Genomic DNA, 24,123 nt, shown 5'->3' with positions numbered 1-24,123 from the left:
TCTCCTTCGCGAATTCCACAAAACCGCACATGATTCGGAGACGGCCTTCCCGGCCATCCTTGTTCTTCTAGCCGACGACCGTCCTGACGATCAGCAGCAGCACTACCACAAACACCACCGCCATCACGACACCGGCGATGATGACGTAGATCGGATTGAGCTTGGCGGCATCGTTGCGGTAGTCCGCCCCGCGCCGCAAACCCGTGAAGGACCACAGCACCGCGCCCAGGGTCTGGAAGAAATTGAGCTTGCGGCCGGCGGCCGATTTCAGGTCGTCGCTCAACTCTTGCCTCCGGACCCGGCGGCGGGCCGCACGTCGGCCGACCGTCCGCCGACCTCGAAGAACGTATACGACAGCGTGATCGTATGCACATCCTTCGGCAGCTTGGGATCCACCACGAACACCACCGGGAACTGGCGCGTCTCGCGCGCTTTCAGGTCCTGCTGGGAAAAACAGAAGCACTCCAGCTTCTTGAAATACTGGCCGGCCACCATGGGCGCATAGCTGGGGATGGCCTGCCCCGCCATTTCGCGGTCCTGCTGGTTGGCGATCTCGTAGACGATGGTCGCCAGCTCGCCCGGATTGACGTCCATGGACGACTGCACCGGCCGGAACCGCCATGGACCGTGGATGTTCGCATCGAACACGATCTTGACGGTACGGCTGGTGTCGACCTGCGTATTGCGCGCGAAGGCGGCGGCATCGTCGTCGACCTTGGTCAGCACGTTGATGCCCGTCACCTCGCAAATGGCGCGGTACATGGGAACCAGCGCATAGCCGAAGCCGAACATCATCGCGATGATGACGGCCAGCTTGCCCAGCATCCGACGGTTGTCGGACGCGGGCTTGGCGGGTTGCCTGGGGTCGGGATGCGTCATGCGGGCACCTGCGACACGTATCGGGTCAGCCGAGGAAGACCTTGCGCAGGATCACCGCGAGGAAAAACGCGGCGACCAGAACTGCGAGTGCAAGGCCCGTGCGCCGGTTGCGGCGGCGCTGCTCGGACGTGACCATCTACTTGACCTGAGGCGGCGTTTCGAACGAATGGTACGGCGCCGGCGAAGGAAGGGTCCACTCCAGGCCGCCGTCCTCGGCGCCCCAGGGGTTGGCGGGAGCGGGCTCGCCATGGCCCCGGTAGGCCTTCAGCACGACGTACAGGAACAGCAGTTGCGACAGGCCGAACCAGAAGGCGCCGATGGTGGCGATCTGGTGGAAGTCGGTGAACTGGGCGGCGTAGTCCGCATAGCGGCGGGGCATGCCGGCCAGGCCCAGGAAGTGCATCGGGAAGAAGGTGACGTTGAACGAGATCAGCGACGACCAGAAGTGGATCTTGCCGAGCTTCTCGTCATACATCACGCCCGTCCACTTCGGCAGCCAGTAGTAGGTGCCGCCGAACAGCGCGAACAGCGAACCGGCCACCAGCACGTAGTGGAAGTGCGCCACCACGTAGTAGGTGTCCTGCACCTGGATGTCGATGGGCGCGACGGCCAGGATCAGGCCGGTGAAGCCGCCCATCGTGAACACGAAGATGAAGCCGATCGCGAACAGCATCGGCGTCTCGAAGGTCATCGAGCCGCGCCACATGGTGGCCAGCCAGTTGAAGATCTTCACGCCGGTGGGCACCGCGATCAGCATGGTCGCGTACATGAAGAACAGCTGGCCGGTGACGGGCATGCCGGTCGTGAACATGTGGTGGGCCCACACGATGAACGACAGGATGGCGATCGAGGCCGTGGCGTACACCATGGAGGCATAGCCGAACAGGCGCTTGCGGGCGAAAACCGGGACGATGGCCGACACGATGCCGAACGCCGGCAAGATCATGATGTAGACCTCGGGGTGCCCGAAGAACCAGAAGATGTGCTGGTACATGACCGGATCGCCGCCGCCGGCCGCGTTGAAGAACGAGGTGCCGAAATGGCGGTCGGTCAGCACCATGGTGATGGCGCCGGCCAGCACGGGCATCACGGCGATCAGCAGGTAGGCGGTGATGAGCCAGGTCCAGCAGAACAGCGGCATCTTCATCAGCGTCATGCCGGGCGCGCGCATGTTCAGGATGGTCACGATGATGTTGATCGCGCCCATGATGGACGAGGCGCCCATGATGTGCACGGCGAAGATCGCGAAGTCCATGCCGGGGCCCATCTGGACCGACAGCGGCGCGTACAGCGTCCAGCCCGCGGCGGTGGCGCCGCCCGGCACGAAGAACGAGACCGTCAGCAGGATGGCGGCGACGGGCAGCAGCCAGAAGCTGAAGTTGTTCATCCGCGCAAAGGCCATGTCCGAGGCGCCGATCTGCAGCGGGATCATCCAGTTCGCGAAGCCCACGAAGGCCGGCATGATCGCGCCGAACACCATGATCAGGCCGTGCATGGTGGTGAACTGGTTGAACAGCTCGGGCTGGAAGAACTGGATGCCCGGCTCGAACAGCTCGGTGCGCAGCAGCAGCGCCAGCAGTCCGCCTTCCATCAGCATCGTGAAGGAAAAGATCAGGTACATCGTACCGATATCTTTGTGGTTCGTGGCGAACAGCCAGCGCCGCCAGCCAGTCGGATGGCCGTGGGCGTGGTCGTCATGATCGTGCCCGTGGGCGTGATCGATCGCGGTGCTGCTCATGATGGCTCCTTGCTGCTCCGTACTGCTGTCTTCGCTATCGTGACGAAGGCGCTCAATATGTGAAAACTGAACCGGTACTGCAGGCCGCCCCCGCGGGGCGGCCGCTCGTCCTTAGCGGGCCGACTTCACATCGGCGGGCTGCACGACGGGATCCTGGCCCTTGCCCGCGTTGCTCCAGGCATTGCGGGTATAGGTGATGGCGGCGGCGATCTCGACGTCGGACAGGTGCGCGAACGAGGCCATGGCGGTGCCGGGACGGCCCTTCAGCACGGTTTCGATCTGCTTGTCCTTGGGGCCCAGTACGGTCGGGTCGGCATCCAGCGCGGGGAAGGTGCCCGGCACGCCCTTGCCGTTGGCCTGGTGACAGGCCACGCAATTGGACGCGAACACCTTTTCGCCGCGGGTCTTCAGTTCGTCGGCCGTCCAGGTCTTGTTGGGACCGTCGGCTTGCGCGGCCAGCTTGGCCTTCTGCTCCTCGACCCACTTACTATAGTCCTCCTGGGAGACGACCTTCACGACGATGGGCATGAAGGCGTGGTCCTTGCCGCACAGTTCCGCGCACTGGCCGCGGAATTCGCCGGTTTTCTCGGCGCGGAACCAGGTGTCGCGCACGAATCCGGGGATCGCGTCCTGCTTGACGCCGAAGGCCGGCACCATCCACGCGTGGATGACGTCGTTGGCGGTGGTGATGACGCGGACCTTCTTGTTGACCGGCACGACCAGGGGATTGTCGACCTCGATCAGGTAGTTGTCGCCCTTGGGTTCGGTACCGTTGCGCTGCTCCATCGGGGTGGACAGGTTGGACAGGAAGGAGATGCCCTCGCCTTCGCCGTTCAGGTAGTCGTAGCCCCATTTCCATTGGTAGCCGGTGGCCTTCACCGTCAGGTCGGCATTGGACGTGTCCTTCATCGCGACCACGGTCTTGGTGGCCGGCAGGGCCATGCCGATCACGATCAGGAACGGAATCACGGTCCAGGCGACTTCGACGCCTATGCTCTCGTGGAACGACGCGGGCTTGGCGCCGCGCGACTTCCGGTGCGCCCAGATGGAATAGAACATCACCGCGAACACCGCGATGAAGATGACCAAACAGATGGCCAGCATCATCCAGTGCAGCCACTCGATCTGCGCCGCGATGCTGGTGACGGGCTCGTGCAGATTGAGCTGATTGACTTTCGGGCCGCCCACGCTGTCGTTGACGGCAAATGCTGCGTTGCCGGCCAGCATGCTGACCATCAACGCCCCCAACGACCCACCCAACCACTTCTTCATGTCCGACCTCGAAGAACAGCGTTTAGTGTTATTCAGGCAGCCGACACCGTGCGCAGCTTGCGCGGGCCCCCACCGCCACAAAACTCCTTACCATGCGCCTTGGAAAATAATTATGTTGCTAGCGCATAGAATCGCAGGATTATACGGGGTGCCAGACAGGACCAGCAACCCGACCCGCTTCCGAGCAGGCTCAACGCACTCCGCCACGCCGTATGGACGAGACCGGAACGTGCGTCTCGCCTGGCGCCGAACGGTACGACGCGGCCCGCCACGCATGGCCGTAGGCGACCTCGGCCGTCAGGCGGATCAGGCCGTCCGGCCCTCGTCCCGCCTCGATGGCCTCGACCAGCCGGGCGCGCCATGCGCGCGTGGCCAGCCCCCGCTTGCGGCCCCGCGCGGGATTGCCGCCCAGGCGCCGCACGTCGTCGAGCAGGCTGTCGGCATGCCGGTAGGTGAAGGTGAGCACCTCCTGGTCCATCACCGGATCCGCGAAACCGTTCTCGATCAGCAGGTCGCCGAAGTCGTGCATGTCGACGAACTCTGGCGTGGCCGTGGCAAGGCCCGCCCGCGCCACGGCCTCGCGCAGCTCGCGGAACGTCGCCGGCCCCAGGCAGCTGAACATCGCCAGCCCGCCCACGCGCAGCAGGCGGCGCCATTCGGCCAGCACCGCGTGCGGCTCGGGATGCCAGTGCAGCGCCATGTTGGACCAGACCAGGTCCAGCGACTCGGGCGGCAGGCCCGTTCCGGCCATGTCGGCCTGGACGAACGCCGGCAGTTGCGGCGCGCCGCGGCCGGCCAGCTTCAGCGCGGAATGGCGCAGCCGGGCCCCCACCGACGAGGGCAGGTGCAGCCGGCGCGCATGGGCCAGCACCGCGGCGCTGAGATCCACGCCGGTATAGGCGGCCCCGGGATAGCGCGCCTGCAGGCGCTCCAGCGCCGCGCCGGCGCCGCAGCCCGCATCCAGCATGGCCTTGGGCGCCAGCCGGATGTATTCCAGGCGCTCGAACATGCGGGCGCCTATCTCGCCGTACAGGAACTGCGCCGCCTCCAGGTCGCCCCGGCGCCCGAACTGCAGCGCGACGTGCTCGCGCGCCAGCGGCAGCGACGGCAGGCGGTCTGGATGGGAGCTTTCTGTCATTGCAACACGCACGAAAATCCAAGGAATCCCTAAACTGCGGCGCAAAAGCGCCCGGGCGCACGGGCCGCGCCCACCCTCCATGATGCCACCGACAGATTTTTCATGCCCGGACCCTTTCCCATGCCGCGCTGGCGGCACCTGGCGGCGCGCCTGCGGGCGCTCGTGCCGTCCGACTGCCCGCTGTGCGCCGGCCGCAGCCGGGGCGGCATGCTGTGCGCCGCCTGCGAAGACGCCGTCTGCTGGACCGCCCGCACCTCGCCGGGGCTGGGCCTGCCGTGGCGCTGCGCCCGGTGCGCGCTGCCCCTGCCGGAGCACGACACCGCCTGCCCCGACTGCGCGGGCCAGGTTCCGGCGTTCACCCGCACCATCATCGCCTTCGACTATGCGCCGCCGGCCGACGCCCTGGTGCTGCAACTGAAGAACGGCCGCCGCTATGGCCGGGCCGACCTGCTGGGCAACCTCCTGGCCGAAGCGGTGCGCCACCAGGCTCGACCCCTGGAGCCCGGGACCGTATTGGTTCCCATTCCGTCGTCCTACGCCTCGCTGCGGCGGCGCGGCTTCAACCCCGCCGCCGAGATCGCCCGCGCCCTGGGCCGCGACCTGGCGCTGCCGGTGCGGCACGACCTGCTGCGCCGCAGCCGCGAACAGGCCAAGCAGAGCGGCCTGGGGCGCCTGGGCAGGCGCGAGGCGGTGCGGGGACTGTATGCTTGCGCTCCCCGGGCCGGCGGGCTGCGCATCGGCCTGGTGGACGACGTCATGACCACGGGCAGCACCCTGCATGCAGCGGCGGCCGCGCTGCGGATGGCCGGGGCCGCCTCGGTGGTCGCATTGGCCGTCGCGCGCACCCCAGGGCAATTCCCAGCCGGTTCGCGCGCAAGGCCACGGGCAGAATGTCGGGACTGAGGCAACAAACGATTTCGATCGATTTCAAACCCGGGCTTCTTGTCAACACATTGCGGCGCAACTGGAATACCTTAGAGGGCGCCGCGATCCGGGGCATTTTCCTCGCGGCGCGAATCAGGCAAGCCTTTTCTGGAACTCCATGGCCGATATTCCCCCTCAGCCCGAACGGGCTCCGTCTTCTTCCACGTCGAACGGCAAGAAAAAACTGCGCTGGCTCTGGCTGGCGGTCGTGGTCGCCCTGGCCGGCGGCGGATACTGGTGGTGGCATGCGCGCCAGCAGGCGGCGCCCGACGCGGGCAAGCCGGGGGCCGGCGCACCGCGCGGACCCGGCGGCCCGGGCGGCCCCGGCGGCTTCCAGGCGGCCACGCCGGTCCGGGTCTCGCCCGCCCGAGCCGAGGACATGAAGGTCTATCTGAAGGCGCTGGGCACGGTTACCGCATACAACACGGCCACCGTGCGCAGCAAGGTCGACGGCGAGCTGCAGAAGATCCTTTTCCAGGAAGGCCAGCTCGTCAAGGCCGGCGACCTGCTGGTGCAGATCGACCCGCGCCCCTACCAGGTGGCGCTGGCCCAGGCCCAGGGCACGCTGGAACAGAACCGCGCGCAGCTCGACAACGCGCGGCGCGACCTCGAACGCTACCAGACCCTGTACGCGCAGGATTCGATCGCGCGCCAGCAGGTGGATACCCAGGTGGCCCTGGTGCGCCAGTACGAAGGCACGCTCAAGACCAACCAGGCCGCGGTGGACAACGCCAAGCTGCAGCTGGACTACACCCGCGTGGTGGCCCCGATCTCCGGCCGCCTGGGCCTGCGCCAGGTCGACCTGGGCAACCTCGTGCGCAGCAGCGACACCAACGGCCTGGTCATCATCACCCAGACCCAGCCCATTTCCCTGCTGTTCACCATCGCCGAGGCCGACCTGCCCGACGTGCTGGCCCAGTTGCGCGCGGGCAAGACGCTGGCCGTCCAGGCCTACGACCGGGCCGACGTGCGCCACATCGCCGACGGCGTGCTGACCACGGTGGACAACCAGATCGACACGACCACCGGCACGGTCAAGCTCAAGGCCCGCTTCGAGAACAAGGACGAAAGCCTGTTCCCGAACCAGTTCGTCAACGCCCGGCTGCACGTGCGCACGCTGGCCGGCGCCACGGTCATTCCCGCGGGGGCGGTGCAGCGGGGCACGCCGGGCACCTTCGTCTACGTCGTCAACGACGACAACACCGTGTCGCTGCGCGTGATCAAGCTCGGCCCGAGCGATGGCGAGCGCGTGTCGGTGCAGGAGGGGCTCAAGCCCGGTGACCGCATCGTGGTCGAGGGCGTGGACCGCCTGCGCGACGGCGCCCAGGTCCAGGTCGTGACAGGCAGCGAGGCCGTTCCCGAGGCCGCCGGCTCGCAGTTGCAGCGCGGCGCCGGCCAGGGCGCGCGCCGCCGAGGCAACGGACGCGCCGCGCCATGAATCCGTCGCGGCTGTTCATCCTGCGCCCCATCGCCACGTCGCTGGCGATGGTGGCGATCCTGCTGTCGGGGCTGATCGCCTACAAGATGCTGCCGGTCTCGGCCCTGCCCGAGGTCGACTACCCCACCATCCAGGTGGTCACGCAATATCCCGGCGCCAGCCCCGACGTCATGACCTCGCTGGTGACGGCTCCGCTGGAGCGCCAGTTCGGCCAGATGCCGGGCCTGAACCAGATGTCGTCCATCAGTTCGGGCGGCGCCTCGGTCATCACCCTGAAGTTCAACCTCGACCTGCCGCTGGACGTGGCCGAGCAAGAGGTCCAGGCCGCCATCAACGCCGGCTCGAACCTGCTGCCCAACGACCTGCCCGCGCCGCCCATCTACAACAAGGTCAATCCCGCCGACACGCCGGTCCTGACGCTGGCGATCAGCTCGCCCACGCTGCCGCTCTACCAGGTGCGCGACCTGGTGGACACGCGCATGGCGCAGAAGATTTCGCAGGTATCGGGCGTGGGCCTGGTCAGCATCGCCGGCGGCCAACGCCCGGCCGTGCGCATCCGCGCGAATCCGCGCGCCCTGGCCTCGGTGGGGCTAAACCTCGGCAATATCCGCACCGCCATCACCGGCGCCAACGTCAACCAGCCCAAGGGCAACTTCGACGGTCCCACGCGCGCCACCACGCTCGACGCCAACGACCAGTTGAAGACCATCGAGCAGTACCGCGACCTGATCATCGCCTACGCCAACAACGCGCCGGTGCGGCTGTCGGACGTGGCCGAGATCGAGCGCGACGCCGAGAACACCCGCCAGGCCGCCTGGGCCGGCGGCCAGCCCGCCATCCTGCTGAACGTGCAGCGCCAACCCGGGGCCAACGTGATCCAGGTGGTGGACAACATCCGCAAGCTGCTGCCCGACCTGCAGGCGGCCCTACCCAGCACGCTGGACGTGGCCGTGCTGTCGGACCGCACCGAATCCATCCGCTCGTCCGTGAAGGACGTGCAGTTCGAGCTGATGCTGGCGGTCGCGCTGGTGGTCATGGTCACCTTCGTGTTCCTGCGCAACCTCACGGCCACCATCATCCCGAGCGTGGTCGTGCCGTTGTCGCTGATCGGCACCTTCGGCGTCATGTACCTGGCCGGTTTCAGCATCAACAACCTCACGCTGATGGCGCTGACCATAGCCACCGGCTTCGTGGTGGACGACGCCATCGTCATGATCGAGAACATCGCCCGCTATCTGGAGCAGGGCGAGACGCCGGTGCAGGCGGCCCTGAAGGGCGCGGCGCAGATCGGCTTCACGCTGATCTCGCTCACGTTCTCGCTGATCGCCGTGCTGATCCCGCTGCTGTTCATGGGCGACGTGATCGGCCGGCTGTTCCGCGAGTTCGCCATCACGCTGGCGGTCTCCATCCTGATCTCGCTGGTGGTCTCGCTCAGCCTGACTCCCATGATGTGCTCGAAGTACCTGCGGCACATACCCGACGAGGAACAGGGCCGGTTCTACCGCAAGAGCGGCGAATGGTTCGACCGCATCATCGCCGGCTACGACCGCATGCTGCGCTGGGTGCTGTCGCACCAGCCGCTGACGCTGCTGGTCGCGCTGGGCACGCTGCTGCTGACGGTGCTGCTGTACGCCGTCATCCCCAAGGGCTTCTTTCCCCAGCAGGACACGGGCGTCATCCAGGCCATCAGCGAAAGCTCGCCGTCGGTATCCTTCGCCGCCATGGCGCGGCGCCAGCAGGCCGCGGCCGACATCATCCTGCGCGACCCCGACGTGGCCAGCCTGTCGTCCTTCATCGGCGTGGACGGCACCAACGCCACGCTCAACACCGGCCGCCTGCAGATCAACCTGAAGCCCCATGCCGAACGCAGCGCGTCGGCGGCGCAGGTGATCGCCCGCCTGCAGCCGCAACTGGACAAGCTCGAGGACCTGCGGCTGTACATGCAACCGGTGCAGGACCTGACCATCGAGGACAGCGTCAGCCGCACCCAGTACCAGTTCACGCTGCAGGACCCCGACCTGGACACCCTGGGCACCTGGACCCGCAAGCTGGTCGACCGGCTCAGGCAGTTGCCGCAGCTGGCCGACGTCACCCACGACCTGCAAGACCGCGGCCTGCAGACCTACGTCGAGATCGACCGCAATGCCGCCTCGCGGCTGGGCGTGACCGCGGCCGACATCAACAACGCGCTGTACGACGCGCTGGGCCAGCGGCTGATATCGACCATCTTCACCCAGGCCAACCAGTACCGCGTGGTGCTGGAAGCGGCGCCGCAGTTCCGCCAGGACCCGTCGTCGCTGTCACAGATCTACGTGGCGACCGCCGACGGCAAGCAGGTGCCGCTGACCAACATCGTGCAGGTATCCGAACGGACGACGGCGCTGTCGATCAGCCACCTGGGCCAGTTCCCCTCGGCCACGGTCTCGTTCAACCTGGCCCATGGCGCCTCGCTCAGCGGCGCGGTGGACGCCATCCTGCAGGCCGAGCACGAGATCGGCATGCCGCTCGGCATCCAGACCAGCTTCCAGGGCGCGGCCCAGGCCTTCCAGGCCTCGCTGAACAGCACGCTGCTGCTGATCCTGGCGGCCATCGCCACGATGTACATTGTGCTGGGCGTGCTGTACGAAAGCTACATCCACCCCATCACCATCCTGTCCACCCTGCCTTCGGCCGGGGTGGGCGCGCTGCTGGCGCTGATGATCGCGGGCAGCGATCTCGACATGATCGGCATCATCGGGATCATCCTGTTGATCGGCATCGTGAAGAAGAATGCCATCATGATGATCGATTTCGCGCTCGAGGCCGAGCGCAAGCAGGGCATGGCGCCGCGCGACGCCATCCACCAGGCCGCGCTGCTGCGCTTCCGGCCCATCCTGATGACGACCTGCGCCGCGCTGTTCGGCGCCGTGCCGCTGATGCTCAGTACCGGTAGCGGCGCCGAGCTGCGCCAGCCGCTGGGCATCGTGATGGTGGGCGGCCTGCTGTTCAGCCAGTTGCTGACGCTGTTCACGACGCCGGTCATCTACCTGATGTTCGACCGCCTGGGCCACGCGATGAACCGCAGGCGCGAACGGCGCACGGCCTCGCTGGGCCAGCCGGGCGGCACGCCATGAACATCTCCGCGCCGTTCATCATGCGGCCGGTGGCCACGGTGCTGCTGGCCATCGCCGTGGTGCTGGCCGGCGCCCTGGCCTTCGTCAAGCTGCCGGTCGCGCCCTTGCCGCAAGTGGACTTCCCCACGATATCGGTGCGCGCCAGCCTGCCCGGCGCCAGCCCCGAGACCATGGCCTCCAGCGTCGCCACGCCCCTGGAGCGCGCGCTGGGCAGCATCGCCGGGATCAGCGAGATGACCTCGCGCAGCACCCAGGGCTCGGCCAGCATCACGCTGCAATTCGACCTGAGCCGCGACATCGACGGCGCTGCGCGCGACGTGCAGGGCGCCATCAACGCGGCGCGCACCATGCTGCCCAGCGCGCTGCGCAGCAATCCGACCTACACCAAGCGCAACCCTGCCTCGGCGCCCATCATGGTGCTGGCGCTGACCTCGCCCACGCTGGACCAGGGCCAGCTCTACGACGTGGGCTCGACCATCCTGGCGCAGCGCATCGCGCAGATCAAGGGTGTCAGCGACGTCCAGGTGGGCGGCAGTTCGCTTCCCGCGGTGCGGGTGGAACTGAACCCCACCGCGCTCAACCAGTACGGCATCGCGCTGGACGAAGTGCGCACCGCGCTGAACAACGCCAACGCGCGCGGCCCGAAAGGCGTGCTCGAGAACGACGAGACGAGCTGGCAGGTCGCCACCAACGACCAGTTGCGCAAGGCGCGCGAGTATCGCGGGCTGATCGTGGCCTACCGCAACGGCTCGCCCGTGATGCTGAGCGACGTGGCGCGCGTCGAGGATTCGGTGGAAGACCTCTTCAACATGGGCTTCCTGAACAACAGCCCGGCCATCCTGCTGGTGGTGGGGCGCCAGGCCGACGCCAACATCATCGAGACGGTGGACCGCATCCGCGAAGCGCTGCCGCAGATGCGGGCGCTGCTGCCGGGCGACGTGGCGCTGACCGTGGCGCAGGACCGCACGCCCAGCATCCGCGCCTCGCTGGCCGAGGCCGAGCACACGCTCATCATCGCCGTCATCCTGGTCATCCTGGTGGTGCTGCTGTTCCTGCGCAACGTCCGCGCCGCCATCATCCCCAGCGTGGCGGTGCCGGTCTCGCTCATCGCCACCTTCGCCGTGATGTACCTGTGCGGCTACTCGCTCAACACCATGTCGCTGATGGCACTGATCGTCGCCACCGGCTTCGTGGTGGACGACGCCATCGTCGTGCTGGAGAACATCTCGCGGCACCTGGAGGCCGGCATGTCGCCGCTGCGGGCGGCCCTCGTGGGCTCGCGCGAGGTCGGCTTCACGGTGCTGTCGATGAGCCTGTCGCTGATCGCGGTATTCATCCCCATCCTGCTGATGGGCGACATCGTCGGCCGGCTGTTCCGCGAATTCTCGGTCACGCTGTCCGCCGCCATCCTGATGTCGCTGATCGTGTCCGTCACCCTGACGCCCATGATGTGCGCCCGCATGCTGCGCCCGGTGCGCGAGCAGCGGCCCCCGGGGCGGATCTCCCGCCTGATGGAAGCCGGCTTCGCCGGCATGACGCGGGGCTACGGCCGGGCGCTGCACTGGGTGCTGCGCCATTCGCTGCTGACCCTGATCGTGCTGGGCGTGGTAATCGGGCTCAATGTCTACCTGTACGTCAAGGTGCCCAAGGGCTTCTTCCCCCAGCAGGACACGGGCCAGCTGATGGGCTTCATCCGCGCCGACCAGGGCACGTCCTTCCAGGCCATGCGTCCCAAGCTGGAATACTTCCGCAAGGTGGTGCTGGCCGATCCGGCGGTCGAGAGCATGGTCGGCTACAGCGGCGGACGCGGCGGCAGCAACACCAGCTTCATGATGATCCAGCTCAAGCCGCTGGCCGAGCGCAAGGTATCGGTGGACGAGGTGATGAACCGGCTGCGGGGCAGGCTGGGCAACGTGCCCGGCGCGCGCATGTTCCTGATGCCCAACCAGGACATACGCATCGGGGCCCGCATGTCCAACTCCAGCTATCAGTATTCGCTGAAGGCCTCGGAGCTGTCGGCGCTGCGCACCTGGATGCCGCGCGTGACGCGCGCGCTGGCCGCGCTGCCCGAGCTGGCCGACGTCGACGTGGACGTCGAGGACAAGGGGCGGCAGATCTCGCTGGAGATCGACCGCGAGACCGCGACGCGGCTGGGGGTGAACATGTCGATGATCGCCGCGGTGCTGAACAACTCGTTCAGCCAGCGGCAGGTCTCGGTCATCTACAACCCGCTCAACCAGTACCGGGTGGTCATGGAGGTGGACCAGCGCTTCGCGCAGAACGCGGACGCGCTGCAGCAGGTCACCGTCGTCACCTCGACCGGCGCGCGGGTGCCGCTGTCGGCCTTCGCGAAGTGGCGCACCACGAACGCGCCGCTGAGCGTCTCGCACGAGAGCCAGTTCGCCGCCGACACCGTCTCCTTCAACCTGGCCCCGGGCGTATCGCTGGAACAGGCCACGCGCGCGGTCAACGAGGCAGTCGCCCGCATCAGTCTGCCCACCACCGAGATCCAGGCGGGCTTCGCCGGCAGCGCCAAGGCGCTGCAATCGTCGCTGAGCGCCCAGCCCTGGCTGATCCTGGCCGCGCTGGTCACCATGTACCTGGTGCTGGGCATGCTGTACGAAAGCTACATCCATCCGCTGACCATCCTGTCCACCCTGCCCTCGGCCGGGCTGGGGGCCCTGCTGGCGCTGATGATGCTGGGCCGGGAGTTCTCGCTGATCGCCCTGATCGGGGTGTTCCTGCTGATCGGCATCGTCAAGAAGAACGCCATCATGATGGTGGACTTCGCGCTGGATGCGGAGCGGCGGCGCGGGCTGAGTTCGCGCGAGGCCATCCACGAAGCCTGCCTGATGCGCTTTCGTCCCATCCTGATGACCACCATGGCGGCCATCCTGGGCGCCGTACCGCTGGTGATCAGCACGGGCGCCGGCGCCGAGCTGCGCCAGCCGCTGGGCATCACCATCGTCGGCGGGCTGGTCGTCAGCCAGTTGCTGACGCTGTTCACCACCCCGGTGGTCTACCTGTATCTCGACCGCCTGCACTGGCGGGCGCAACGGCGCTGGGGCCGGCCGCGATCGGCGGGCCTTGCGCTACCCGGAGACAATCTATGACCAAGACGTGGCCCGCCGTGGCGGGCACGCCCCGCCCTTCGCCGCTTTCCGATGACCGCCCGCCGCGGACCGGCGGCGCGCGCCTGGCCGTCTGCGCCGCGCTGGCCGCCCTGCTGGCCGGATGCGCCATGGGGCCCGATTACGTGCGGCCGACCGTGAACAGCGGCGTCCAGTTCAAGGAAGCCGCCGGCTGGAAGGCCGCCGAGCCTCGCGACGACGTCCGCCGCGGCCCGTGGTGGGAGGTCTTCGGCGACCCCGAGCTGTCGCGCCTGATGGCGCAGGTCGAGACCGCCAACCAGACCATCGCCCAGGCCGAGGCGCAGTACCGGCAGGCGCTGGCCACCGTGCAGGCCACGCGCGCCGGGCAGTTCCCCACGCTGAGCGGCAGCGCCTCGGCCACGCGCAGCGGTACCGGCACCAGCAGCAGCACCACCACCAACAGCAGCGGCGTCGTCATCAGCCAGGGCGGCTCGCAAAGCATCCGCAACCAATACAGCATGAGCGCCACGGCCAGCTGGGAAGCCGACCTGTGGGGCCGCATCCGCCGCAGCATCGAGGCCGACACCGCCAGCGCCCAGGCCAGCGCGGCCAACCTGGCCAATGCCCACCTGAGCGCACAGGCCGAACTGGCGCGCAATTACTTCCAGTTGCGGATCATGGACGAGCAACAGCGCCTGCTGGAAACCACCATCAAGGTCTATGAACGCTCGCTGCGCCTGAACGAGAACCGCTATGCGGTGGGCGTCTCGGCCAAGGCCGAGATCGCCCAGGCGCGCACCCAGCTGGAATCGACGCGGGCCCAGGCCGTGGACCTGCGCTGGCAGCGCGCCCAGCTCGAGCACGCCATCGCCATCCTGGCCGGCCAGCCGCCGTCCGAGTTCAGCCTGGCGCCCACGGAATTCCGGGCCATGCTGCCCGCCATCCCGGTGGGCCTGCCCTCGGAGCTGCTGGAACGCCGGCCCGACATCGCCGCGGCCGAACGCCAGGTCCAGGCGGCCAATGCCCGCATCGGCGTCGCCAAGGCGGCCTACTTCCCGTCGTTGACGCTGTCGGCCTCGCTGGGTTATCGCAGTTCGCAGTTCTCGGACTGGCTGACCGCGCCGGCGCGCTTCTGGTCTCTTGGCCCTTCGCTGGCCGCGCCGCTGTTCGACGCCGGCCTGCGCCGCGCGCAGACCCGCCAGGCCGAAGCCACTTACGACCAGCAGGTGGCCGCCTACCGGCAGACTGTGCTGTCCGCGCTGGGTGAGGTGGAGAACTATCTGTCGCAACTGCGCGTGATGGAGGAAGAGCAGGCCGTGCAACAGCGTGCCCTGGATGCGGCGCGCGAATCGCTGCGGCTCACCACCAACCAGTTCGAGTCCGGCCTGATCGACTACCTGAGCGTGGTCACGGTGCAGACCTCGGCGCTCAGCAACGAACGCACCGCGCTGTCATTGCTGGGCAATCGCCTGACCGCCAGCGTGAACCTGATCGCAGCGCTGGGCGGCGGCTGGCACGCCGACGCCCTGGCTTCGAAGCAGGACGGCGCCAAGGCCGATACGGCCACGCAATGACGGACGGCCACACCATCGGGCGCTGCGGCCCCGCCGACGTCGCCGATTGGGCCACCCTGCGCGACGCCCTCTGGCCCGGCGAAGGCACGATGGCCAAGACCGAGCAGGTGCGCGGCATCCTGGACGGCCCACCCGACGCCGAGGCGGCCTGGATCGCGCGCGACGCCGCCGGCCGGGCTATCGGCCTGGCCGAGGCGTCGCTGCGGCGGGACTACGTGAACGGCTGCGAGACCTCGCCCGTGGGTTTCCTGGAAGGCATTTACGTGGACCCGGCCGCGCGACGCCAGGGTGTCGCGCGGCGCCTGTGCGCGGCGGCCGAGGCCTGGGCGCGGTCGCTGGGCTGCACCGAGTTCGCCTCGGACGCGGCCGCCGACGCCGTTGGCTCGCAGCACATGCACCGGGCCCTGGGCTTCGAGGAAACCGAGAGGGTCGTGTACTTCCGCAAGGCCTTGGCCGAACGCGGCTAGACGCCGCCCGCCCGTCAGACGTCCACGACGGGAACAAAGCCGCCGAATATCATGCGCTTGCCGTCGAAAGGCATGGTTTCGCCCATGCTCTTCATGCGTGGGTCGGACATCATCTTCTGGTTGGCGGCATCCCGTACTTCCTTGGACGGATACTCGAACCAGCTGAAGACGACCACTTCGTCTTCCTTGGCCTGCACGGCCCGGCGGAAATCGGTCAGCTTGCCGTCGGGCACGTCGTCGCCCCAGCACTCGACCATGCGCGTGACGCCGAATTCCTTGAACAGCGGCGCCGCGTCGGCGGCGTGCTTGATGTACTGCTCCTTGTTGGCGGCCGGCACGGCCACGAGGAAACCCTCCACGTATTTCATCGCCATCGTCGATCTCCTTTGCGGGTGTGGCGGTCCGCCCCGCGGCGAACCGGTCTTCGTTGGCGATCATGCCTCGCCAATTTGACATTTATGTTGATATCAACATAATAGCCTCATCATGTCAAAGAAAATTCCGTTCGACACCACGCAGGAAGTGCGCGACACCTGCCTGTGCCTGCACGTGCAGCGCGCGGCGCGGGCGCTGGCCAAGCGCTTCGACGATGCCCTGCGGCCGGCGGGCCTGACCAATGGGCAATTCTCGCTGCTGATGTCGCTGAACCGGCCCGAGCCTCCCCCCATGGCGCCCGTGGCCCAATTGCTGGCCATGGACAGGACGACACTGACCGCCGCCCTGAAGCCGCTGGAGCGCGAGGGACTGGTGCGGGTGGACGTGGACCCCGGCGACCGCCGCAGCCGCCTGCTGGTCCTGACCGAAAAGGGACATGCGGCCCTGGCGCGGGCACTGCCCATCTGGCGCGCCACCCATGCTGGAATCGACGCCGACCTGGGCGAGCACCCGGCCGCCGCGCTGCGGGCGGGCCTGGCGGCGCTGTCCTGATACGGGACAAGGCGCGCAACCGCCTTTTGCGTAACATAGCGCGCATCCCTTTCTCTTTCCCATCCCATGCCCAGCAAGCGCGACACCGCCACGCCCCTTTCGTCCCCTGCCGATACCGCGCCCGCCAGGGCCGCCTCCCGCCGCAGCAAGGTGCAGTCGGCCGGCACCGGCATGGCGGTGCTCAAGACCCTGGCCGCCATGGGGGGCGCCGCGCCGCTGACCGCGCTGGCGGGCCGGCTGGGGGAAAGCCCGGCCAAGGTCCACCGCTACCTGGCCAGCCTGGTCGAGGCCGGGTTCGTCATCCAGGACCCGGCCACCTCGCGTTACGTGCTGGGCCCCGAATCGCTGGCCATCGGGCTGGCCGCCATGCGGCAGTCGGACGCCCTGACGCTGGCCGCCGCCGAACTGGCGCGGCTGGGCGAATCGCACAACCTGTCCTGCTTCGTCTCGGTGCTGGGCAACGCCGGCCCGACCATCGTCCGCTGGAGCGAGCCGGTCCAGCCGGTGGCGGTGAATGTGCGTGTCGGCTCGGTCATGCCGGTGCTGTGGTCGGCCACCGGGCGGGCCTTCGGCGCCTTTGCGCGGTCGGCGGTGCTCGACGCGCTGGTCGCGGGCGAACTGGCCGGCGCCACGCCCGAGCACCGCCGCCAGGTTCCCGACCGCGAGGCCGCCGACCGCCTGTTCGCCGCCGTCCGCGCCATGGGCTGCGCCCCCGTGCGCGACGTGATGCTGAACGGCATCAGCGCGGTGGCGGCCCCCGTGTTCAACGCCGACGGTGCCGTCACCGTGGTCATCACGGCGCTGGGCCCGACCGGCGCCTTCGATCCGGAACCGGGCGGGGAGGTCGCCCGGTGGGTCCGCGAAGCGGCCGACGCCGTCAGCAAGCGGCTGGGCTACGGTATCTAGGTGTAATCGGCAGTTCTCTTTTTACGCATTGCGTACAATAATTACGCAAATTGATCCCCTTCCCGGGATCCGGCAACAGGAGACATGCCATGGCCGCACCCTCGACCCGGGCCGCAGGCTGCCCGATCCACCATGATGCCGCGCCCGCCGGCGTCGGCCTCACCGGCTGCCCCGTCAGCGCGCGCGCGGCCGAGTTCGACCCCTTCGAGGACGGCTACCAGCAGGATCCGCCCGAGTACGTACGCTGGGCGCGCGAGCAGGAACCCATTTTCTACAGTCCCCGGCTGGGCTACTGGGTGGTCACGCGCTACGAGGCCATCAAGGCCATCTTCCGCGACAACATCACCTTCAGCCCCTCGATCGCGCTGGAGAAGATCACCCCCACCGGCCCCGAGGCCAACGCGGTGCTCGAACAGTACGGCTATGCGATGAACCGCACGCTGGTCAACGAGGACGAACCGGCGCACATGCCGCGCCGGCGCATCCTGATGGAGCCCTTCACGCCCGAGCACCTGAAGCACCACGAGCCCATGGTGCGGCGGCTGGCGCGCGAGTACGTGGACCGTTTCATCGACGACGGACGCGCCGACCTGGTCGACCAGATGCTGTGGGAAGTGCCGCTGACCGTGGCGCTGCATTTCCTGGGCGTGCCCGAGGAAGACATGGACACGCTGCGGCGGTATTCCATCGCGCACACGGTCAACACCTGGGGCCGGCCCAAGCCCGAGGAGCAGGTGGCGGTGGCCCACGCCGTCGGCAACTTCTGGCAATACGCCGGCAAGGTGCTGGAAAAGATGCGCCAGGCGCCGGACCAGCCCGGCTGGATGCGCTACGGCATCCGCAAGCAGAAAGAGCACCCCGACGTGGTGACCGACTCCTATCTGCATTCGATGATGATGGCCGGCATCGTCGCCGCCCACGAAACCACCGCCAACGCCACGGCCAACGCGATCAAGCTGCTGCTGCAGCACCCCGACGCCTGGCGCGAGATCTGCGAGGATCCCGGCCTGATCCCCAGCGCGGTCGAGGAATGCCTGCGCCACAACGGCTCGGTCGCGGCCTGGCGCCGCCTGGTCACCCGCGACACGCGCATCGAGGGCATGGACGTCCCGGCCGGCTCGAAGCTGCTGATCGTGACCTCGTCGGCCAACCACGACGAGCGCCACTTCGCCGACGCCGACTTCTTCGACATCCGCCGCGAGAACGCCAGCGACCACCTGACCTTCGGCTACGGCTCGCACCAGTGCATGGGCAAGAACCTCGCGCGCATGGAGATGCAGATATTCCTGCAGGAACTCACGCGCCGGCTGCCCCACATGCGGCTGGCCGACCAGCGCTTCACCTATGTGCCCAACACCTCGTTCCGGGGGCCGGAGCACCTGTGGGTGGAGTGGGATCCGGCACAGAACCCCGAGCGGCGGAATGCCGCTCTGCTGCGGGTCCAGGCGCCGGTGCGCATAGGCGAGCCCTCGCGCCACGCGATCGCGCGCAGCGTGGTGGTGGAAAGCGCCACGCCCGTGGCCGACGGTGTCCTCAAGCTGCGCCTGGTCTCGCCCGACGGCCGCGCGCTGCCGCGCTGGACGCCCGGTTCGCACATCGACGTCGAATGCGGCGAACCCGGACGCTCGCGCCAGTACTCGCTGTGCGGAGACCCCGCCGACGCGGCGGCGCTGGAGATCGCCGTGCTGCACGAACCCGGGGGACGCGGCGGATCGTCCTGGATACACGGCAATGTGCGCGTGGGCGACAAGCTGCGCATACGCGGCCCGCGCAACCACTTCCGCATGGACGAGACGGCCCGCAAGCTGGTCCTGGTCGCCGGCGGCATCGGCATCACGCCCATCGCCGCCATGGCCCGGCGCGCCCGCGAACTGGGCATGGACTACGAACTGCACTACAGCGGCCGCAGTCGCGCCGGCATGGCCTTCCTGGACGAACTGGCCGCCCTGCATGGCGAGCGCCTGCACGTGTACGTCTCGGAAGAAGGCCGGCGCAACGACCTGGCCGCGCTGTTGGGCCAGCCCCGGGAAGGCTGGAAGATCTGCGCCTGCGGCCCCAAGCGCATGCTCCAAGCCCTGGAAGCGCACTGCGCGGCCTGGCCCGACGACGCGCTGCGCATCGAGCATTTCGAGTCCAACCTCGCCCAGCTCGACCCGGCCAGGGAGCACGCCTTCGAGGTCGAGCTGAAGGACTCGGGCATCACCGTGACGGTCCCGGCCGACCGCACCGTGCTGGCTTCGCTGCGCGCGGCCAACATCGACGTGCCCAGCGACTGCGAGGAAGGCCTGTGCGGATCGTGCGAGGTGCGCGTGCTGGCCGGCCAGGTCGACCATCGCGACATGGTGCTGACCAAGGCCGAACGCGACGCGAACGACAGGATGATGACCTGCTGTTCGCGGGCGCGTGGCGGCAAGCTGGTGCTGGAGCTGTAGCGCGCCTGGGGGAGCCGGATGCGGTACCATCGGCGCAACCCAGTCCCGCTCCACTGCGCACCGTGTTCCACGTCGTCCTCGTCCACCCGGAAATCCCTCCCAACACCGGCAACGCCATCCGCCTGGCCGCCAATACCGGCGTGCAGCTGCACCTGGTGCGCCCGCTGGGCTTCGAGCTCGAGGACGCCAAGCTGCGGCGCGCGGGGCTGGACTATCACGAATGGGCCCAGGTCCAGGTGCACGACGACTTCGCCGCCGCCATCGCCGCCACCGGCGCGGCGGCGGACCGCGTGTTCGCCTTCACGACGCGCGGCTCCCGGCTGTTCGGCGCGGTCCGTTTCCAGCCCGGCGACGCCTTCGTGTTCGGCAGCGAGACGGCGGGACTGCCCGCCGCCATCCGCGACGGCTTTCCGGAGACCCAGCGGCTGCGCCTGCCGATGCGACCGGGCCAGCGCAGCCTGAACCTGTCCAACTCCGTCGCGGTGGCGGTGTTCGAGGCCTGGCGGCAGTCGGGCTACGAAGGCGGCCTGTAAGATACGGATACGAAAAGGAGGAACGCGATGCCCATTCTGACCACCCACGTCGGCAGTCTTCCCCGCGGCGACGAACTGGCGCAATTGCTGCTTGCGCGCGACCATGGCCAGGAAGTCGATCTCGACCAGTTCGAGCGGACCGTGCAAGCGGCCATCGACGGCGCGGTGCAGAAACAGGTCCAGGCCGGCGTCGACATCATGAGCGACGGCGAACTCGGCAAGGTCGGTTATGCCACCTACATCACCGAACGGCTGGAAGGCTTCGGCGGCCACATCGACCGGCAGCCCGCCAAGGACCTGGCCGACTTTCCCGAACTGCGCAAGAAACTTGCCGCCATCATGGGCTCCCAGGAGTTCGTGCGCGCCGCCTGCGTCGGTCCGGTGAAGCTGCGCACCATGGAGCCCTGCCACGCCGACATCCGCCGCTTCAAGTCCGCCGTCGAGCGCCACGGCCAGGGCCGTCGGGCCTTCATGAACGCGGCCTCGCCGGGGCTGGTGACCGCGTTCCAGCCCAACAAGCACTATCCGACGCACGAGGCCTACCTGGCGGACCTGGTCGAGGCCATGCGCCCCGAATACGAGGCCATCGTGGCGGCGGGCTTCGACCTGCAACTGGACTGCCCGGACCTGGCCATGGCCGCCCACACCGGCTACCAGAACCTGAGCGAGGCCGAGTTCATCAAGCGGGCATGGCAGAACGTCGAGGCCCTGAACGCCGCCACTAGCAACATCCCGCCCGAGAAGCTGCGCATGCACATCTGCTGGGGCAACTACGAAGGCCCCCACCACTGCGACATCGCGCTGGAAAAGGTCATCGACCTGATCCTGGCGGCCCGGCCGGCCACCATCCTGTTCGAAGCCGCCAACCCGCGCCATGAACACGAATGGGAAATCTGGCGCGCGGCCCGGCCCGAGAACAAGATCCTGGCCCCCGGGCTGATCGACAGCTGCTCGAACTACGTCGAGCATCCGGAACTGATCCGCCAGCGGCTGGAGCGCTACGTCTCGTTCATGGGCGAAGACCGGGTGGTGGCCAGTACCGATTGCGGCTTCGGCACCTTCGCGAACTACGGCAAGATCGATCCGGCCGTGACCTGGATGAAGCTGTCGGCGCTGCGCGACGGCGCCGACCGGGCCAGCGCCGCCCGATAGGCGGACACGGAAGGAGCGGCCCGGGCAGGCGGGCCGCCTACCACTGCACCGACACGTACTTGGTCTCCATGTATTCCTGCATACCCTCCCAGCTGCCCTCCCGGCCCAGCCCGCTCTGCTTGACCCCGCCGAACGGCGCCGCCGGATCCGACACCAGCCCCCGGTTCAGCGCCACCATGCCGAACTCCAGCCGCTCCGCCAGCTTCAAGCCCTTGGCCAGGTCGCGCGTGTAGAGGTACGCGGCCAGGCCGTATTCCGTGCCGTTGGCCAGTTCCACCATCTCGTCCTCGGACGCCACGCGCACGATGGGCGCGACGGGGCCGAAGATCTCCTCGCTCAGCACGCGGCTGTCGGCGGGAACGTCGCCCAGGACGGTGGGCGGATAGAAGTAGCCCGGACCGGGCAGCCTTTCCCCACCGCACAATACTTTTGCTCCACGCGACACGGCGTCCTGGACCAATTCCTCCACCTTGTCGCGGGTCGCGGCGTCGATCAGGCTGCCAACCTGGTTGGCCTCGTCCAGGCCATGGCCGATCTTCTGTTCGCGCATGCGCTGCGCGAAGGCCCGGACGAAGGCGTCGTAGACCCCCGCTCCGACATAGAAGCGGTTGGCCGCCGTGCAGGCCTCGCCCATGTTGCGCATCTTGGCGATCATCGCACCGTCGACCGCGGCCTCCACATCGGCGTCGTCCAGCACCAGGAAAGGGGCGTTGCCGCCCAGTTCCATCGGCGTCTTCAGGACCTGGTCGGCGGCTGCCTTCAGCAGGATGCGTCCCACCTCGGTCGAACCGGTGAAGGACACCAGCCGCACGCGCGGGTCGTGCAGCCAGAGGTCCACCAACGGGCCCGAGCGCGACGTCGGCACGATGTTGACCACGCCGTCCGGCACGCCCGCCTCGGCCAGGATGCCGGCCAGCGCCAGCATGCTGAGCGGCGTCAGCGAGGCCGGCTTGACCAGCACCGTGCAGCCGGCCGCCAGCGCGGGAGCGATCTTGCGCGCCCCCATGGCCGAGGGAAAGTTCCATGGCGTGACCAGCGCGACGACGCCTATGGGCTGATGCTGGACCAGGATCCGGTAACCGCCGGCCGGCGCCTGGCTGACCGATCCCAGGTTGCGGCAGGCCTCTTCCGAATACCAGCGGAAGAACTCGGCGGCATAGCGGATCTCGGCCCGGCTGTCGGCCAGCGGCTTGCCGTTCTCCAGCGTGATGATGCGCGCCAGTTCCTCCAGCCGTTCCAGCATCAGCAGGTGGACCTTGCGCAGCACTTCGGCCCGGGTGCGCGGCGGTGTGTCGCGCCACGCGGGCAAGGCCGCCGCGGCGGCGTCGACGGCCGCGCGCGCGTCGTCCAGGCCGGCGTCGGCCACCTGGGCGACCGACTCGCCCGTGGCCGGGTCCGACACCGTGAACGAACGTGGCTGGGAAGGCCGCGCCCAGTTGCCGTCTATGTAGAGACCGGTGGGCAGATTGGCGATGGATAGCATAGGGATCTCGCGCATGGCGTCAGGCGGCGGTATCCATGGGATGACGGCCGACGAAGAAATCGCCGTTGGGCGAGTCGGTGGGCGTCAGGCCCGATTTGACCAGCGCCTGCCGCAGGCTGTTCATCGTGTTCTCGTTGATGCGCATGGTCGGCTGGCGCACCGGGCCGCCGTTGAAGCCATTGAGCCAACCCTCGAACTTCCACAGCATGCGGTTCAGGAACTGGGTCTGCGAGGAATACGAATTGGCCGCGGCCCGCGCCTTGCGCGCCGGCGTCAGCTGCCAGTAGAGCTTCGTGGCCTCGTCGTATTTCTTCTCCTGGATCAGGTTGAAGATGCGCGGGATCATGCCGCCGTAGTACTCGGTGTCGCTGGTGCCGATGAACTGGATGGGCACGAGCTGGGCCAGCGCCAGTGCGTACTGTTCGAGCGGCATGGTCACGACCACGTCCTTGCTGAACAGGCGATAGGCCTCGACCCAGCCCATGATGCTGGGCATGCCGCCCTCGGCCTTCAGCGCGGCGATGTTCGGGCAGTCGTCCAGCAGGCGCCGGATCAGCGGCGCCTCGAGGTCGGACGGGTGGACGCGCTCGAAGCCCCAGTGGGGCACCTGGAACAGCATCACGCCCAGGTCCGTCGCGTCGCAGAAGGCCTTGGTGTAGTCGTAGATGTCCTGCGAGGTGCGGGCGTAGAAGTTGGCCGGATAGGACAGCAGGATCAGCTCGGCGCCGTTGCGCTCGGCAATCTTCGCCGCCTCGATGTTCTCTTCCAGCGTGTTGAAGCTGGCATGGTGGATGAGTTTGAGCCGGCCGCGCGATTCGTCGTTCGCCCACGCGAAGAACTGCTCGTACTCGGGCAGCGTGATGGCCACTTCCGAGACCATCAGCGTGCCGGAGAAGCCCAGCTCGATCTCATGGCGGATGTCGTGGCGGATGCCCTGCTCGTTCAGGCCCTTGAGGTCGGCGGTGAACGAAGGGATCACGACGTTGGCGACGCCGCGCAGGTGTTCGTGTGCCCAGTCGCGGGCTTCGTGTCGTTGGTAGGAGGCCATGTTCCAG

The 24,123-nt window shown here is 68.1% G+C and carries 20 protein-coding genes; 11 read left to right on the top strand and 9 right to left on the bottom strand.

The annotated features are described in order from the left end of the window. Positions 1-67: 67 nt before the first annotated feature. The 6 genes from N5K27_RS08825 to N5K27_RS08800 form a co-directional block, all read right to left on the bottom strand. Positions 68-283, bottom strand: coding sequence for a DUF2970 domain-containing protein (locus tag N5K27_RS08825; protein ID WP_087838631.1), 216 nt, complete (start codon positions 281-283; stop codon positions 68-70). Further along, complete coding sequence (locus N5K27_RS08820) at positions 280-879, bottom strand: cytochrome c oxidase assembly protein (RefSeq protein ID WP_132979595.1); 600 nt, start codon at positions 877-879, stop codon at positions 280-282. Before N5K27_RS08820 ends, N5K27_RS08825 begins: the two co-directional genes overlap by 4 nt. Before the next feature lie 25 nt (positions 880-904). Beyond that, entirely contained in the window at positions 905-1,015 is a 111-nt protein-coding gene (locus N5K27_RS08815) for a cytochrome oxidase small assembly protein (protein ID WP_217896306.1), read from the bottom strand. Beyond that, the gene (gene ctaD / locus N5K27_RS08810) at positions 1,016-2,617 is read right to left on the bottom strand and encodes a cytochrome c oxidase subunit I (RefSeq protein ID WP_087838633.1); all 1,602 of its coding nucleotides are present in this window, start codon (positions 2,615-2,617) and stop codon (positions 1,016-1,018) included. A 111-nt stretch (positions 2,618-2,728) separates the two neighbouring features. Continuing rightward, positions 2,729-3,889 (bottom strand): cytochrome c oxidase subunit II, encoded by a 1,161-nt coding sequence (gene coxB, locus N5K27_RS08805; RefSeq protein ID WP_279815835.1) that lies wholly within the window; start codon positions 3,887-3,889, stop codon positions 2,729-2,731. 190 nt (positions 3,890-4,079) lie between these two features. Further along, positions 4,080-5,027 (bottom strand): methyltransferase domain-containing protein, encoded by a 948-nt coding sequence (locus N5K27_RS08800; protein WP_087838635.1) that lies wholly within the window; start codon positions 5,025-5,027, stop codon positions 4,080-4,082. A 102-nt stretch (positions 5,028-5,129) separates the two neighbouring features. On the opposite strand from N5K27_RS08800, the gene N5K27_RS08795 reads away from it, so the two are divergent. From N5K27_RS08795 to aac(6'), 6 genes are all read left to right on the top strand, one after another. Further along, the gene (locus N5K27_RS08795) at positions 5,130-5,930 is read left to right on the top strand and encodes a ComF family protein (protein WP_140416858.1); all 801 of its coding nucleotides are present in this window, start codon (positions 5,130-5,132) and stop codon (positions 5,928-5,930) included. A 139-nt stretch (positions 5,931-6,069) separates the two neighbouring features. Next, complete coding sequence (locus N5K27_RS08790; protein WP_087838636.1) at positions 6,070-7,389, top strand: MdtA/MuxA family multidrug efflux RND transporter periplasmic adaptor subunit; 1,320 nt, start codon at positions 6,070-6,072, stop codon at positions 7,387-7,389. After that, positions 7,386-10,502, top strand: a complete 3,117-nt coding sequence (locus N5K27_RS08785) for an MdtB/MuxB family multidrug efflux RND transporter permease subunit (RefSeq protein ID WP_087838637.1) — start codon at positions 7,386-7,388, stop codon at positions 10,500-10,502. Before N5K27_RS08790 ends, N5K27_RS08785 begins: the two co-directional genes overlap by 4 nt. Beyond that, entirely contained in the window at positions 10,499-13,615 is a 3,117-nt protein-coding gene (locus N5K27_RS08780) for a multidrug efflux RND transporter permease subunit (RefSeq protein WP_132979593.1), read from the top strand. The genes N5K27_RS08785 and N5K27_RS08780 overlap by 4 nt, the downstream gene beginning before the upstream one ends. Next, on the top strand, positions 13,612-15,168 hold the full coding sequence (locus N5K27_RS08775) for an efflux transporter outer membrane subunit (RefSeq protein WP_087838639.1): 1,557 nt from the start codon (positions 13,612-13,614) through the stop codon (positions 15,166-15,168). Before N5K27_RS08780 ends, N5K27_RS08775 begins: the two co-directional genes overlap by 4 nt. Then, positions 15,165-15,635: an aminoglycoside 6'-N-acetyltransferase gene (gene aac(6'), locus N5K27_RS08770; protein WP_087838640.1), complete on the top strand. Its 471-nt coding sequence runs from the start codon at positions 15,165-15,167 to the stop codon at positions 15,633-15,635. Before N5K27_RS08775 ends, aac(6') begins: the two co-directional genes overlap by 4 nt. 14 nt (positions 15,636-15,649) lie before the next feature. Here aac(6') and N5K27_RS08765 read toward each other — a convergent pair whose 3' ends face one another. Then, positions 15,650-16,003, bottom strand: coding sequence for a DUF1428 family protein (locus N5K27_RS08765; RefSeq protein ID WP_087838748.1), 354 nt, complete (start codon positions 16,001-16,003; stop codon positions 15,650-15,652). A gap of 118 nt (positions 16,004-16,121) precedes the next feature. Here N5K27_RS08765 and N5K27_RS08760 point away from each other — a divergent pair, with 118 nt between their 5' ends. The 5 genes from N5K27_RS08760 (at position 16,122) to N5K27_RS08740 (ending at position 21,585) form a co-directional block, all read left to right on the top strand. Further along, positions 16,122-16,562, top strand: coding sequence for a MarR family winged helix-turn-helix transcriptional regulator (locus N5K27_RS08760; RefSeq protein WP_087838641.1), 441 nt, complete (start codon positions 16,122-16,124; stop codon positions 16,560-16,562). 66 nt (positions 16,563-16,628) lie between these two features. Continuing rightward, positions 16,629-17,468 carry an IclR family transcriptional regulator gene (locus tag N5K27_RS08755; RefSeq protein WP_087838642.1) on the top strand — a complete coding sequence of 280 codons (840 nt, stop codon included), beginning with the start codon at positions 16,629-16,631 and terminating at the stop codon, positions 17,466-17,468. Between the two features lie 89 nt (positions 17,469-17,557). Then, positions 17,558-19,900, top strand: coding sequence for a cytochrome P450/oxidoreductase (locus N5K27_RS08750; RefSeq protein ID WP_087838643.1), 2,343 nt, complete (start codon positions 17,558-17,560; stop codon positions 19,898-19,900). Positions 19,901-19,962: 62 nt separating this feature from the next. After that, positions 19,963-20,433, top strand: a complete 471-nt coding sequence (locus tag N5K27_RS08745) for a tRNA (cytidine(34)-2'-O)-methyltransferase (RefSeq protein ID WP_087838644.1) — start codon at positions 19,963-19,965, stop codon at positions 20,431-20,433. A gap of 27 nt (positions 20,434-20,460) precedes the next feature. Further along, positions 20,461-21,585, top strand: a complete 1,125-nt coding sequence (locus N5K27_RS08740) for a cobalamin-independent methionine synthase II family protein (protein ID WP_132979590.1) — start codon at positions 20,461-20,463, stop codon at positions 21,583-21,585. Positions 21,586-21,622: 37 nt separating this feature from the next. Here the strand turns inward: N5K27_RS08740 and N5K27_RS08735 are convergent, their stop codons facing one another. Together N5K27_RS08735 and N5K27_RS08730 are read right to left on the bottom strand one after the other, a co-directional pair. Then, positions 21,623-23,068: an NAD-dependent succinate-semialdehyde dehydrogenase gene (locus N5K27_RS08735; protein WP_087838646.1), complete on the bottom strand. Its 1,446-nt coding sequence runs from the start codon at positions 23,066-23,068 to the stop codon at positions 21,623-21,625. A gap of 19 nt (positions 23,069-23,087) precedes the next feature. Further along, positions 23,088-24,116, bottom strand: a complete 1,029-nt coding sequence (locus N5K27_RS08730) for a dihydrodipicolinate synthase family protein (RefSeq protein WP_087838647.1) — start codon at positions 24,114-24,116, stop codon at positions 23,088-23,090. Positions 24,117-24,123: the final 7 nt, after the last annotated feature.

It is taken from the genome of Pigmentiphaga sp. GD03639 (genome assembly GCF_029845405.1).
Lineage (GTDB): Bacteria > Pseudomonadota > Gammaproteobacteria > Burkholderiales > Burkholderiaceae_B > Pigmentiphaga > Pigmentiphaga daeguensis.
This window is presented reverse-complemented; position numbering and strand designations above follow the sequence as displayed.